The organism is Streptomyces justiciae (assembly GCF_015163075.1).
Taxonomy (GTDB): domain Bacteria; phylum Actinomycetota; class Actinomycetes; order Streptomycetales; family Streptomycetaceae; genus Streptomyces; species Streptomyces justiciae.
Genome location: NZ_JADDXU010000008.1, coordinates 390,020 through 403,086, shown reverse-complemented (window position 1 = coordinate 403,086; position 13,067 = coordinate 390,020). Strand labels below are relative to the sequence as shown.

The window sequence follows — 13,067 nt, the reverse complement described above, 5'->3', positions numbered from 1 at the left end:
CTGGTCTCCGGGCGCCCCTTTTCCGATCAGCCGTTACGGCAGGTTGCGCGCCATGACGATGCGCTGGACCTGGTTCGTTCCCTCGTAGATCTGCGTGATCTTGGCGTCGCGCATCATGCGCTCCACCGGGTAGTCCCGCGTGTAGCCGTACCCGCCCAGCAGTTGGACCGCGTCCGTCGTGACCTCCATGGCCACGTCCGAGGCGAAGCACTTGGCGGCGGCGCCCTGGAAGGTGAGGTCCTTGTCGCCGCGCTCGGAGGCGGCCGCGGCCTGGTAGGTCAGGGCGCGGGCGGCGGCGATCTTCATGGCCATGTCGGCGAGCATGAACTGGATGCCCTGGAAGTCGGCGATGGCCTTGCCGAACTGCTTGCGCTCCTGGACGTAGCCCTTGGCGTAGTCGAGGGCGCCCTGCGCGACACCGAGGGCCTGCGCCGCGATGGTGATGCGGGTGTGGTCCAGGGTCTTCATCGCCGTGGCGAAGCCGGTGCCCTCCTCGCCGATCATGCGGTCGGCGGGGATGCGGACGTTGTCGAGGTAGACCTCACGGGTCGGGGAGCCCTTGATGCCGAGCTTCTTCTCCGGGGCACCGAAGGAGACGCCCTCGTCGGACTTCTCGACGACGAACGCCGAGATCCCCTTGGAGCGCTTCTCGGGGTCGGTCACGGCCATCACCGTGTAGTACTCGGACTCGCCCGCGTTGGTGATCCAGCGCTTCACGCCGTTGAGGATCCAGTGGTCGCCGTCGCGGACCGCCCGGGTCTTCATGCCGGCCGCGTCGGAACCCGCGTCGGGCTCGGAGAGGCAGTACGAGAACATCCCGTCGCCCTTGGCGAGCGGGGTCATGTACTTCTTCTTCAGCTCCTCGGAGCCGGAGAGGATCACCGGGAGCGAGCCCAGCTTGTTCACCGCGGGGATCAGGGAGGAGCTCACGCAGACGCGCGCGACCTCCTCGATCACGATCACCGTGGCCAGCGCGTCCGCGCCGGCGCCGCCGTACTCCTCGGGCACGTGGACGGCGTGCAGGTCGTTGGCGACCAGCGCCTCGAGGGCCTCGCGCGGGAAGCGGGCCTCCTCGTCCACCGCGGCGGCGTACGGCGCGATCTTCGCCTCGGCCAGCGAGCGGATGGCGTCGCGGAGCATGTCGTGCTCCTCGGACGGGCGGTACAGGTCGAAGTCAGCCGATCCGGCCAAGGTGTCTCACGCTCCCAGTGCGCTGCGATGGTCGACGCTAATTACCGTTAAGTAACTCAAATTTTAGAGCCCGGCCCACGGGAGTGATACGTGAGCTTGGCGACAGGGGGAAGGCTGCCCGACGAGGGGCGCTGTCACGCCCCGACTATGCTCGGGCAGCGCACCAACGCCGTCCACCTCTGGAGCATCCATGGCCCTCAAGATCACCGTGATCGGCACCGGCTATCTCGGCGCGACGCACGCGGCGGCGATGGCCGAGCTCGGTTTCGAGGTGCTGGGCCTGGACGTCGTACCCGAGAAGATCGCCATGCTCCAGCGCGGCGAGGCCCCGATGTTCGAGCCCGGCCTGGAGGAGCTGCTGCGCAAGCACGTCGCCGGGGTCGAGGGGTCCAGCGGGCGGCTGCGCTTCACCCAGGACTGGGCCGAGGTCGGCGCCTTCGGCGATGTCCACTTCCTGTGCATCAACACCCCGCAGAAGCACGGCGAGTACGCCTGCGACATGTCGTACGTCGACTCCGCGATCGCCTCGCTGGCGCCGCACCTGACCGGGCCCGCCCTGGTCGTCGGCAAGTCCACCGTGCCCGTCGGCTCCGCCGACCGGCTGGCCCGCTACCTCGCGGACCACTCCCCCGCAGGCGCCGACGCCGAGCTGGCCTGGAACCCGGAGTTCCTGCGGGAGGGCTTCGCCGTGCAGGACACGCTGCACCCGGACCGGATCGTGGTCGGGGTGCGCAGCGAGCGGGCCGAGAAGCTGCTGCGCGAGGTGTACGCGACGCCGATGTCGGAGGGCACGCCGTTCGTCGTCACCGACTTCCCCACCGCCGAGCTGGTGAAGACCTCCGCGAACTCCTTCCTCGCCACCAAGATCTCCTTCATCAACGCCATGGCGGAGGTCTGCGAGGCCGCGGGCGGCGATGTCGCCAAGCTGGCGGAGGCCATCGGGTACGACGACCGGATCGGGAAGAAGTTCCTGCGGGCCGGCATCGGCTTCGGCGGCGGCTGTCTGCCCAAGGACATCCGTGCCTTCATGGCGCGCGCAGGTGAGCTGGGCGCCGACCAGGCGCTGACCTTCCTCCGCGAGATCGACTCGATCAACATGCGCCAGCGCGGGCAGATGGTGGAGCTGGCGCGCGAGGCGCTGGGCGGCGGGCCGTTCCTCGGCAAGCGGGTCGCGGTGCTCGGCGCCACCTTCAAGCCCGACACGGACGACGTCCGTGACTCGCCCGCGCTGAACGTGGCCGGGCAGATCCATCTCCAGGGCGGCCAGGTGACCGTCTACGACCCGATGGGCATGGAGAACGCCCGCCGCCTCTTCCCGACCCTCGGCTATGCCGACTCCGCCGTGGAGGCGGTGCGCGGTGCCGACGTCGTGCTGCATCTGACGGAGTGGCGGGAGTTCCGCGAGCTGGACCCGGCGGCGCTCGGCGAGGCCGCGTCGGTGCGGCTGATCCTGGACGGGCGGAACAGCCTCGACCCGGTGCTGTGGCGGAAGGCCGGGTGGACGTACCGGGCGATGGGCCGCCCGACCGCCTGACCCCTTCTGGACAAGGCGACGCCGGTTCGGCCGAGGCTCAGTCGGCCGAACCGGCGTCTTGTTGCATTCTGCACCACCGGCTTGTGCGGCATCCGGCGAACTACTTGGCCCGGTAGCGCCGCATCTTCGCGCGCGCCCCGCACACCTGCATCGAGCACCAGCGGCCGCGCCCGGCGGGGCTGCGGTCGTAGTACGCCCAGTGGCAGGTGGCGGACTCGCAGGCCTTGAGGCGCAGCCAGGTGCCGGCGATCAGGGCCGCCGCGACGGCTTCGGCGATACGGGAGTGCAGGCGCCCGGCGCCGGCAGGCGCTTCGTCGGCAGGGGCGAGGGCGGCGGAGCCGTCGGTCGCGTCGACCGTCACGCGCAGGGGTGCCGAGGCCAGCAGCTCGCCGAGGGGCGTGACCTGGGCGTGCGCCGGATGGCCCGCGTGCGCGAGCAGCGTCGCCCGCAGCGACTCCCGCAGCTCGCGCGCGCCCGGCACCTCCTCCTCCGTGAGCCCGAAGCGCGCCCGTCCGTCCGCCGTGTCGAGGGCATCGGCGCCCGACTCGATGTCCAGCGTGTTCACCAGGGACTCGACCAGAGCCAGGCTGCCGGGGGCGGCCGATCTCTCACTCATGCTTGCGACGTTACCGCTTGTGCGGGAGTATGCGGTAACCGCGTTACTCGTTGACCGCATCTACAGGTAACACCGGAGGAAGTCATGGCTCTCGCCAAGCTGGGCGTCGTCGTCCTGGACTGTCCCGACCCCCGCGCACTGGCCGGTTTCTATGCCGAGGTGCTGGGCGGCACCGTCGAGGGGGACGGGGAGTGGGTGGATGTGAAGGTGCCCGGCGGACCGTCGCTGGCGTTCCAGGCCGCGCCCGGGTTCACGGCGCCGCAGTGGCCGCGCGCCGACCGCGACTCCCAGCAGTTCCATCTGGACCTGACCGTCGAGGACATGGACGCGGCCGAGAAGGAGGTCCTGGCACTCGGCGCGAAGACCCTGGACGCGGCCGACCGCACCCGCAGCTGGCGTGTGTACGCGGACCCGGCGGGGCACCCGTTCTGTCTGTGCGCCTGCTGAGCCGGGAGGTATACCCGTGACCGTGACCCGTTTCCGTTCCGTCGTCCTCGACTGCCCCGACCCGCGGGCGCTCGCCCGGTTCTACGCCGGGGTGGTGGGCGGCACTCCGCAGGACGACGATCCCGAGTGGGTGGTCCTCGACGTGCCGGGCGGGCCCCGGCTCTCCTTCCAGCGGGCCGAGGGGTACACCCCGCCGGAGTGGCCGCGCGCGGACCGCAACTCGCAGCAGTTCCACATCGACTTCGACGCGGGGTCGACGTGGGAGGAGATCGAGGAGGCGGAGAAGAAGGTGCTGGCGCTCGGCGCGCGGGCGCTGCACGCCGAGGACAAGGACGACTTCCGGGTGTACGCCGATCCGGCGGGGCATCCCTTCTGCCTCTGCCGGATCGACCCGCACCGGCGGCTACCCGTCCAGGTCTGAGATCTTCGCCGTCGACGGCTCGCGTCGCTCCCGGGCGGCGCGGGCCGTGAAGTCGGCGCTGCGCAGGACGCGTTGGACGTTGCCCCAGGTCAGCAGGGCGATGTCGGCCTCGGTCCAGTCACGGCGCAGGAGTTCGGCGACCAGGTGGGGGTAGCAGGAGGCGTCGGCGAGCTCCTGGGGGTGGGCGGTGCCGGCGTCGTAGGTGCCGGACAGGCCGACGCACTCCGGTCCTGCGACCGCGCGGACGTGGTCGAGGTGGTCGGCGACGTCCCGTACGTTCGGGCCGGTCTGCTCGGCGGTGAGCGGCACCATGCACAGCCCCTTGGCGGCGCCCAGCTCGGCGAGCAGGTCGTCGGGGAGGTTGGCGGGGTGGGGGCGCAGGGCGCGGGCGGCGGAGCGGGTGCACAGCACCGGCGCCTTGGAGACGGCGATCGCGCGGTGGACGGTGTCGGCGGAGGCGCCGGAGAGGTCGGCGAGGACGCCGAGCCGGTTCATCTCGCGCAGCACCTCCTCGCCGAACCGGGTGAGGCCCGCCTCGCTCGCCCAGGAGGCGCCGGACAGGGTGAGGGCGCGCAGGCCGAGGGCGTGCAGCGAGCGCAGGATGCCGAGGGAGTCGCCGAGGGCGGCGGCGCCGGCGGGACCGAGCAGGACGGCGACGCGGCCGCAGTGCCGTACGTCGGCCGTCTCGCCGGCGGTGTGGGCGAGACGGAGGCCCTCCGGGTGCGCCCCGACGACCGTCTTCACCAGGTCCAGCTGTTCCAGGGTGGCGCCCACGGCCCGGTCGCCGCCGATGCTCTCGGGCAGGTGCAGCGACCAGAACAGGGCGCCCACATGGCCCTCGCGCAGCCGGGGCACGTCCGTGTCGACGGAGCTCTCGCCGAGTTCGAGGTCGAACCAGGGCAGGTGCCGCAGCGCCCAGGGCAGCCCGCTGTAGCCGTCGGCGACGGGGTGCGCGGCGAGGATGGCGTGCGCCCGCTCCAGGGGCTCGGTGTCCGGGTCGGAGACGGGGGTGTAGGGCTCTTCCGCCGCGAAGGGGTCGGGCAGGCTGTCGAGCGCGCCGACCTCGGTCGTGGTCTGCAGTTCGGCCTGGAGGTCTGCCATGGCGTGCTCCCGTACGTCGTGATCGGCGTCATGATCAGCAGTACGGTCACCGTCGCACGGGGCGCGGGGGGCTTCCTGGTGGGTGGGGCGTTCGGCGTACTAGGGCCTGTCCGGCGGATCAGGTCTCAAGAAGGCCGCGGCATCTCATCGGCGCCGGTGAGCGGGGGCGATGGGGGCGCCCCCGCGCGAGGTTGTTCGAGCGTGGGGGAGCGTCGAGCTGCAAGGCGGAGGAGGGCGTCGACGCGGTGGGGGCACCTCCCGCTCGAGCGCAGTCGAGAGTGGGGGAGTCGGCAGCCACGACAACGCGGCAGATCGGCCTGCCGGCCCCCGTGTCTGCGGCATGATCCGCCGGACAGGCCCTAGCCGGCCTCCGCCGCCTGGATGACCTCGTCCAGTGTGTCGCGGGAGCGGATCAGGTCGGTGATCATGCGGTCGATGCGGTCGCGTTCGGCGGTGAGGTCGGCGACGAGGCGTGGGGTGGCGACGGTGGAGGGGCCGCCGTCCTGGTCCCGCATGCAGGGCAGTAGCTGGCGGATCTTGTCGCTGTGCAGGCCGGCCGCGTACAGCTCCTGGATTCTGATGACCCGGTCCACGGCCGCCTCGGGGTAGTCCCGGTGGCCGCCCGGGGTGCGGTCGGCGGCGAGCAGGCCCTGGGTCTCGTAGTAGCGCAGCGAGCGCTCGCTGACGCCGGTCTGCCGGGCGAGTTCACCGATCCGCATCACTGCCACCGCCTTCTACGGACTTGAATCTGACATCAGTGTCAAGTTCTACCGTCCCGGCATGACGAACACAACGGACTTCCTCGCCCCGGCCCGCCTCGGCCGCCTCGACCTCCCCCACCACCTCGTGATGGCCCCGCTCACGCGCAACCGCGCGGAGGCCGACGGCACCCCGACCGACCTCATGGTCAAGCACTACGCCCAGCGCGCCTCCGCCGGTCTGATCATCGGCGAGGCGGCGACGCCGAACGCGGTCGGGCAGACGTACCCGAACATCACCGCGATCCACACCGACCGGCACGTGGAAGGCTGGCGGCGGGTGACGCAGGCCGTGCGGGCGGAGGGCGGCCGCATGTTCCTCCAGCTCCAGCACGGCGGTCGGGTCAGCCACCCGGAGACCACCGGGCTGCGTCCCGTCGCGCCCTCCCCCGTCCCGCTCCCGGAGACGATCTTCACCTCGCGCGGGCACCAACAGGCCGTCGTGCCGCGGGAGATGAGCCTCGACGACATCCGCACCACCGCCGCCGACTTCGCCGCGGCCGCGCGCCGGGCCGTCGAGGCGGGGTTCGAGGGGGTGGAGGTGCACTCGGCCAACGGGCATCTGCTGCACCAGTTCCTGGCGGCCAACACCAACCGCAGGACGGACGCGTACGGCGGCCCCGTGGAGCGCAGGGTGCGGTTCACCGTCGAGGTCACCGAGGCGGTCGCGGACGCGATCGGCGCCGACCGGGTGGGCGTACGCGTCTCCCCCGGCGGCACCGTCAACGGCATCCGCGAGGACGACACCGACACCCTCTACCCGGCGCTGGTCGCCCGTCTGAAGGACCTCGGCCTCGCCTATCTGCACCTCGTGCACGCCGACCCGGCGACCGCCTGGTACCGCCGCATCCGCACCGACTGGCCCGGCACCCTGATCGGCAACCCGGTGCTGACCGACCTCACCACCGAGGCGGTCACCCGGGCCGCGCGGGAGATGCTGGCCGCGGGCGCCGACCTGGTCGCCCTCGGGCGGCCGTTCCTCGCCAACCCCGATCTGGTGGACCGGCTGCGGCTCGGGGCGCCCCTGAACCCCGTACGGGACCGGTACCTGATGTACGTGGGCGGGGCGGCCGGCTACACCGACTACCCCGCCCTGCACGAAACCGGCGCTCAGCCGTCCAGCGACTCGATCGTCGCGTTGGACGGGCCGCGCGTCGCCTGAAGGTCTCGGGCGACGTCCTCCGCCGCGCCCAGCACCCGCACCGAGTTCTGCCAGGTCAGCTTGGCCAGGTCCGGCCGGGACCAGCCGCGGTCGAGGAGCTCCGCGATCAGGTTCGGATAGCCCGACACGTCGTCCAGGCCGTCCGGCGTGAACGCCGTGCCGTCGTAGTCGCCGCCGATGCCGATGTGGTCGACGCCCGCGACCTCGCGCATGTGGTCGAGGTGGTCGGCGACCGTCGCGGCCGTGGCGACCGGACGCGGGTGCCGCTCCTCGAAGGCGCGGTGCACCTTCATCGCCTCGGGGGTGGTGTCCAGGTGGTGCAGGCCGTGCTCGCGCATGTTCTCGTCGGCCGCCGCCGTCCAGTCCACGGCCGCCTGGAGGACGAACTTCGGCACGAACGTCACCATCGCGACACCGCCGTTCCCGGGCAGCCGCTCCAGGACGTCGTCGGGGATGTTGCGCGGATGGTCGCAGACCGCACGGGACGAGGAGTGCGAGAAGATCACCGGGGCCAGGCTGGCGTCCAGCGCGTCCCGCATGGTCGTCGCCGCCACGTGGGAGAGGTCGACGAGCATGCCCTCGCGGTTCATCTCCCGCACGACCGCCCGCCCGAAGGCCGTGAGGCCGCCGGCGTTCGGCTCGTCCGTCGCCGAGTCCGCCCAGTCGTTGTTGTAGTTGTGGGTGAGCGTCATGTAGCGGACGCCGAGCGCGTACAACGCGCGTAGCGTCGGGAGGGAGTTGGCGATCGAGTGGCCGCCCTCGGCCCCCATCAGGGAGGCGATACGACCCTCCGACCGTGCCGCCTCCATGTCCGCCGCGGTCAGCGCGGCCCGCAGGTCGGCCGGGTGCCGGTCGATCAACTGCCGTACGCAGTCGATCTGTTCCAGCGTCATCGGCACCGCGTCGGGCAGGTCCGCGCGGACGTACACCGACCAGTACTGCGCCCCGACCCCGCCGGCCCGCAGCCGGGCGAGGTCGGTGTGCAGATGGGCGCTCTGGTCGGTGGCGATGTCACGGGCGTCGAGGTCGTAGCGGACCTGTTCGCGCAGCGCCCAGGGCAGGTCGTTGTGGCCGTCGACGACCGGGAACTCGGCGAGGAGTTCCCGGGCGGTCCCCAGCGAGGACATGGCCGTCACTTCCCCGAACCGAAGCCGAAGCCGTTGCCGGCCCCGTCGACCTTGGCGCGCAGCCGCTTGCCCTTCTCGGTCGCCTGGTCGTTGAGCTCCTGCTGGAACTCCTTCATCCGGCCGAGGAGTTCCTCGTCGGAGGTGGCGAGGATGCGGGCCGCGAGGAGCCCCGCGTTGCGCGCGCCGGCCACGGAGACGGTGGCGACGGGCACGCCGGCCGGCATCTGCACGATCGACAGCAGGGAGTCCATGCCGTCGAGGTACTTCAGCGGCACGGGCACGCCGATGACGGGCAGCGGGGTGACGGAGGCGAGCATGCCCGGGAGGTGGGCGGCGCCACCGGCTCCGGCGATGATCACCTTGATGCCCCGGCCGGCCGCCTCCTCGCCGTACGCGACCATCTCGCGCGGCATGCGGTGGGCGGAGACGACGTCGACCTCGTACTCGATCTCGAACTCGTCGAGGGCCTGGGCGGCGGCCTCCATGACGGGCCAGTCGCTGTCCGACCCCATGACGATGCCTACGACAGGGCTCATTCGGTGATGGTGCCTCTCAGGTAACCGGCAGCGTGACGTGCGCGCTCCAGCACGTCGTCCAGGTCGTCGCCGTAGGTGTTGACGTGGCCGACCTTGCGGCCGGGCTTCACGTCCTTGCCGTACATGTGGATCTTGAGCTGGGGGTCGCGGGCCATGCAGTGCAGGTACGCGGAGTACATGTCCGGGTAGTCGCCGCCGAGGACGTTGACCATGACCGTCCACTTGGCGCGTGGGCGCGGGTCGCCGAGCGGGAGGTCGAGGACGGCCCGGACGTGGTTGGCGAACTGGGACGTGATCGCGCCGTCCTGGGTCCAGTGGCCGCTGTTGTGCGGGCGCATCGCCAGCTCGTTGACCAGGATGCGGCCGTCGCGGGTCTGGAACAGCTCGACGGCGAGGTGACCGACGACGTCCAGTTCCTTGGCGATGGTCAGCGCCATCTCCTCGGCCTTCAGCCCGAGGGCCGGGTCCAGGTCGGGGGCCGGGGCGATCACGGTGTCACACACGCCGTTGACCTGCTGCGACTCCACCACGGGGTAGGCGACGGCCTGGCCGTGCGGAGACCGGACGACATTGGCGGCGAGCTCGCGGACGTAGTCGACCTTCTCCTCGGCGAGGACGGGGACGCCCGCGCGGAACGGGTCGGCCGCCTCCTCCTCCGAGTCCACGACCCACACGCCCTTGCCGTCGTAGCCGCCGCGGACGGTCTTGAGCACGACCGGGAAGCCGTCGCCCTCCGCCGCAAAGGCGACCACATCGGCCGGGTCGCTCACGATCCGGTGCCGTGGGCACGGCACCCCGATCGCGTCGAGCCGCGCCCGCATCACGCCCTTGTCCTGGGCGTGCACGAGGGCGTCCGGGCCGGGGCGCACGGGGATGCCGTCCGCCTCCAGAGCCCTGAGGTGCTCGGTGGGTACGTGTTCGTGATCGAAGGTGATCACGTCGCAGCCCCTCGCGAACTCACGCAGCGTGTCGAGGTCGCGATAGTCGCCGATGACGACATCGCTCACGACCTGCGCCGCGGAATCCTGAGGGGTGTCACTGAGGAGCTTGAATCTGATGCCGAGCGGGATGCCCGCCTCGTGTGTCATACGAGCGAGCTGGCCCCCGCCGACCATGCCGACTACCGGGAACGTCACGCTCCTAGGGTATCGGCCACGCCACGGCGGCCGGATTCCGCTCCTGTTCCGCCCCCTTTGTGCCTGCTTTCCGCCCGCTTTCCGCCGCTCATACCAGCTTCTTTACGGCGGTGTGCGTCCGCCCACAGGCAACCGGCAGGGGGGATGGTTAGCATGGCTGGGTTGACGAAACCGACCGACGTCGACGAAACCGACCGACTGGGGGCCTGTACTTCCATGGGACGTGGTTCCTCAGGGCTGCGCAGGCTCGTGCACGAGATCGCCAAGTTCGGCGCCGTGGGCGGTGCGGGGCTGCTCGTCAACCTGCTCGTCTTCAACCTGGTACGGCACACCACCGATCTCCAGGTGGTGCGCGCCAGCGTGATCGCGACGGTCGTCGCGATCATCTCGAACTACATCGGCTTCCGCTACTTCACGTACCGCGACCGCGACAAGAGCGGCCGTACGAAGGAGCTGACGCTGTTCCTGCTGTTCAGCGCGGTCGGCCTGGTGATCGAGAACGGCGTGCTCTACGTGGCGACGTACGGCTTCGGCTGGGACAGCCCGCTGGAGAGCAACGTCTTCAAGTTCCTCGGCATCGGCATCGCGACCCTGTTCCGCTTCTGGTCGTACCGCACGTGGGTCTTCAAGGCCCTGCCGGCACCGGAGCTGGTGGCGAGCGCGGAGTCGTTGCTGGTGGAGGCGGAGAGAAGTCCGCGTTCCAGGCAAAGGGTCAGCTGAGGCACCTCAGGGGCGCGGGGAACTGCGCGACCAGCCACAACGAACCCGCAGCCGCCCGACAACGGCCCCCTATCGGACCGTGGGCTCCTGCTCATCCACCGTCGGCTTCTTCAGCGGCGTACGCGACAGGAACAACCCGAACACCGCCGGCTGCGCCTGAAGCATCTCCAGGCGCCCCCCGTCGGCCTCCGCGAGGTCACGCGCCACCGCAAGGCCGATGCCCGTCGAGTTCCGCCCGCTGATCGTCCGCTCGAAGATCCGCGCGCCCAGGTCGGCCGGCACCCCCGGCCCCTCGTCGGTCACCTCGATCACCGCCTGGTTGCCGGTGACGCGCGTGCGCAACGCGACCGTGCCGCCTCCGTGCATGAGCGAGTTCTCGATGAGCGCCGCCAGCACCTGCGCGACCGCGCCCGGCGTGCCGACCGCCCGTAGATGCCGCTTGCCGGAGCTGACGATGGCCCGGCCCGCGCTGCGGTAGGCGGGGCGCCACTCGGCGAGCTGCTGCTGGATGACCTCGTCGAGGTCGAAGGAGACGGCGGAGCCGGTGCGAGGGTCGCGGGAGTTGGTGAGCAGCCGCTCGACGACGTCCGTCAGCCGCTCCACCTGCGTGAGCGCGATCGTCGCCTCCTCCTTCACCGTGTCCGGATCGTCGGTGAGGGTGATCTCCTCCAGGCGCATGGACAGCGCGGTCAGCGGCGTGCGCAGCTGGTGGGAGGCGTCGGCGGCGAGGCGCCGTTCGGCGGTGAGCATGCGGGCGATGCGCTCGGCGGAGCCGTCCAGCACATCGGCGACCCGGTCCAGCTCGGGGACGCCGTACCGCTTGTGCCGGGGCCGCGGGTCGCCGGAGCCGAGGCGCTCGGCGGTCTCGGCGAGGTCGGTCAGCGGAGAGGCCAGCTTGTTGGCCTGCCGTACGGCGAGCAGCACGGCGGCGATCACCGCGAGGAGGGCCACCGCCCCGATGATCAGCAGGGTGCGGCCGACCTCGCGGGTGACGGACGAGCGCGGCTCCTGGACGGTGACCGTCTCGCCCTCCTCGCCCTTCTCGGTGGAGCTGATGACGTCACCGGTGGGCTTGGTGCCGACCTCGATGACCGGCTCGCCGGGGATGTGGATCTCGGCGTACCGCTCCCCCGCGACCTGCTCCTTCAGCACCTCCGCGTCGACGGTCTGCTCGCCGAGCAGCCGGCTGTCGACGATGCTGGCCAGCCGGACCGCCTCGGAGTCGACGCGTTCCTGGGCGCTGTTGCTGATGGTCCGGGTCTCGACGATGACGAGCGAGACCCCGAAGACGGCGATGACGACGAGGACGACGGCCAGCGTCGACTGGATGAGGCGGCGGCGCACGGGGGTCGGCTAGCTCTTCTCGAAGCGGAAGCCGACACCGCGCACGGTGGCGATGTAGCGGGGGTTCGCCGCGTCGTCGCCGAGCTTCTTGCGCAGCCAGGAGATGTGCATGTCGAGGGTTTTGGTGGAGGACCACCAGGTGGTGTCCCAGACCTCGCGCATCAGCTGGTCGCGGGTGACGACCCGGCCCGCGTCGCGCACGAGGACGCGCAGCAGGTCGAACTCCTTGGCGGTGAGCTGGAGTTCCTCGTCGCCCATCCAGGCGCGGTGCGACTCGACGTCGATCCGCACGCCGTGGGTGGCGGGCGGCTGCGCGGGCTCGGCGGCACCGCGCCGGAGCAGGGCCCGGACCCGGGCGAGCAGTTCGGCGAGGCGGAAGGGCTTGGTGACGTAGTCGTCGGCGCCCGCGTCCAGACCGACGACGGTGTCCACCTCGTCGGCGCGCGCGGTCAGGATGAGGATCGGCACGGCGTGGCCCTCGGCGCGCAGCCGGCGGGCGACCTCGAGGCCGTCCATGCCGGGCAGACCCAGGTCGAGCACGACCAGGTCGACACCGCCCTGCATTCCGGCGTCGAGCGCGGTGGGTCCGTCCTCACGCACCTCGACCTCGTACCCTTCCCGGCGCAGGGCGCGGGCCAGCGGCTCCGAGATGGACGCATCGTCCTCGGCGAGCAGTACACGGGTCATGAGCTGATGGTAGACCGCGGAAAGCAGATGCTGGGGTGTGATCGCAAGCCCGTGATTCTTACCATCGGGCGATTCGGTACGAACCTGTGCCTCGATGGTGAGAGTGCGGTGAGAACCTTAGAAACGTGTGTACGGTTCCATGGAAGCCTGTGATCCATCTCTCAAGTCCTTCCATTTCCGGCACTGTCCTGCCGTATGGTGAAAGACGCCTTTTGCAGCACGGGGACCTTTGGCAGAGCAGTTCACGCTGAAGGTCTCTTTCATGTGCGGGCCGGCCACCGCCAGCC

Annotated in this window: 14 protein-coding genes; 5 read left to right on the top strand and 9 right to left on the bottom strand. The window is 71.0% G+C overall.

From position 1 onward, the window contains the following. Positions 1–33 precede the first annotated feature (33 nt). Positions 34–1,191 carry an acyl-CoA dehydrogenase gene (locus IQ210_RS24165; protein WP_126272469.1) on the bottom strand — a complete coding sequence of 386 codons (1,158 nt, stop codon included), beginning with the start codon at positions 1,189–1,191 and terminating at the stop codon, positions 34–36. A 190-nt stretch (positions 1,192–1,381) separates the two neighbouring features. Between IQ210_RS24165 and IQ210_RS24160 the strand changes: the two genes are divergently transcribed. Further along, positions 1,382–2,725 (top strand): UDP-glucose dehydrogenase family protein, encoded by a 1,344-nt coding sequence (locus IQ210_RS24160; RefSeq protein ID WP_194081170.1) that lies wholly within the window; start codon positions 1,382–1,384, stop codon positions 2,723–2,725. A 100-nt stretch (positions 2,726–2,825) separates the two neighbouring features. Here the strand turns inward: IQ210_RS24160 and IQ210_RS24155 are convergent, their stop codons facing one another. Beyond that, entirely contained in the window at positions 2,826–3,341 is a 516-nt protein-coding gene (locus tag IQ210_RS24155) for a CGNR zinc finger domain-containing protein (protein ID WP_194081169.1), read from the bottom strand. 84 nt (positions 3,342–3,425) lie between these two features. On the opposite strand from IQ210_RS24155, the gene IQ210_RS24150 reads away from it, so the two are divergent. After that, positions 3,426–3,788, top strand: coding sequence for a VOC family protein (locus IQ210_RS24150; protein WP_194081168.1), 363 nt, complete (start codon positions 3,426–3,428; stop codon positions 3,786–3,788). Between the two features lie 16 nt (positions 3,789–3,804). Beyond that, positions 3,805–4,209, top strand: a complete 405-nt coding sequence (locus IQ210_RS24145; protein ID WP_194081167.1) for a VOC family protein — start codon at positions 3,805–3,807, stop codon at positions 4,207–4,209. On the opposite strand, the gene IQ210_RS24140 is transcribed toward IQ210_RS24145, so the two are convergent. Together IQ210_RS24140 and IQ210_RS24135 are read right to left on the bottom strand one after the other, a co-directional pair. After that, positions 4,192–5,310, bottom strand: a complete 1,119-nt coding sequence (locus IQ210_RS24140) for a dipeptidase (protein ID WP_194081166.1) — start codon at positions 5,308–5,310, stop codon at positions 4,192–4,194. The two genes, IQ210_RS24145 and IQ210_RS24140, sit on opposite strands and share 18 nt — an antisense overlap. Before the next feature lie 359 nt (positions 5,311–5,669). Further along, positions 5,670–6,029: a MerR family transcriptional regulator gene (locus IQ210_RS24135; protein ID WP_194081165.1), complete on the bottom strand. Its 360-nt coding sequence runs from the start codon at positions 6,027–6,029 to the stop codon at positions 5,670–5,672. Between the two features lie 61 nt (positions 6,030–6,090). On the opposite strand from IQ210_RS24135, the gene IQ210_RS24130 reads away from it, so the two are divergent. Next, positions 6,091–7,230, top strand: a complete 1,140-nt coding sequence (locus IQ210_RS24130; protein ID WP_194081164.1) for an alkene reductase — start codon at positions 6,091–6,093, stop codon at positions 7,228–7,230. Here IQ210_RS24130 and IQ210_RS24125 read toward each other — a convergent pair. The 3 genes from IQ210_RS24125 to IQ210_RS24115 are packed head-to-tail and all read right to left on the bottom strand — an operon-like array spanning position 7,179 to position 10,029. After that, positions 7,179–8,357 carry a dipeptidase gene (locus IQ210_RS24125; RefSeq protein WP_194081163.1) on the bottom strand — a complete coding sequence of 393 codons (1,179 nt, stop codon included), beginning with the start codon at positions 8,355–8,357 and terminating at the stop codon, positions 7,179–7,181. The two genes, IQ210_RS24130 and IQ210_RS24125, sit on opposite strands and share 52 nt — an antisense overlap. A 5-nt stretch (positions 8,358–8,362) precedes the next feature. Continuing rightward, positions 8,363–8,893 (bottom strand): 5-(carboxyamino)imidazole ribonucleotide mutase, encoded by a 531-nt coding sequence (gene purE, locus IQ210_RS24120; RefSeq protein ID WP_194081162.1) that lies wholly within the window; start codon positions 8,891–8,893, stop codon positions 8,363–8,365. Continuing rightward, positions 8,890–10,029 carry a 5-(carboxyamino)imidazole ribonucleotide synthase gene (locus IQ210_RS24115; RefSeq protein WP_194081161.1) on the bottom strand — a complete coding sequence of 380 codons (1,140 nt, stop codon included), beginning with the start codon at positions 10,027–10,029 and terminating at the stop codon, positions 8,890–8,892. Before IQ210_RS24115 ends, purE begins: the two co-directional genes overlap by 4 nt. 216 nt (positions 10,030–10,245) lie before the next feature. On the opposite strand from IQ210_RS24115, the gene IQ210_RS24110 reads away from it, so the two are divergent. Beyond that, the gene (locus tag IQ210_RS24110) at positions 10,246–10,749 is read left to right on the top strand and encodes a GtrA family protein (RefSeq protein ID WP_194081160.1); all 504 of its coding nucleotides are present in this window, start codon (positions 10,246–10,248) and stop codon (positions 10,747–10,749) included. Between the two features lie 69 nt (positions 10,750–10,818). Here IQ210_RS24110 and IQ210_RS24105 read toward each other — a convergent pair whose 3' ends face one another. Further along, entirely contained in the window at positions 10,819–12,093 is a 1,275-nt protein-coding gene (locus tag IQ210_RS24105; RefSeq protein WP_194081159.1) for an ATP-binding protein, read from the bottom strand. Positions 12,094–12,102: 9 nt separating this feature from the next. Beyond that, the gene (locus IQ210_RS24100) at positions 12,103–12,780 is read right to left on the bottom strand and encodes a response regulator transcription factor (protein WP_016436346.1); all 678 of its coding nucleotides are present in this window, start codon (positions 12,778–12,780) and stop codon (positions 12,103–12,105) included. Positions 12,781–13,067: the final 287 nt, after the last annotated feature.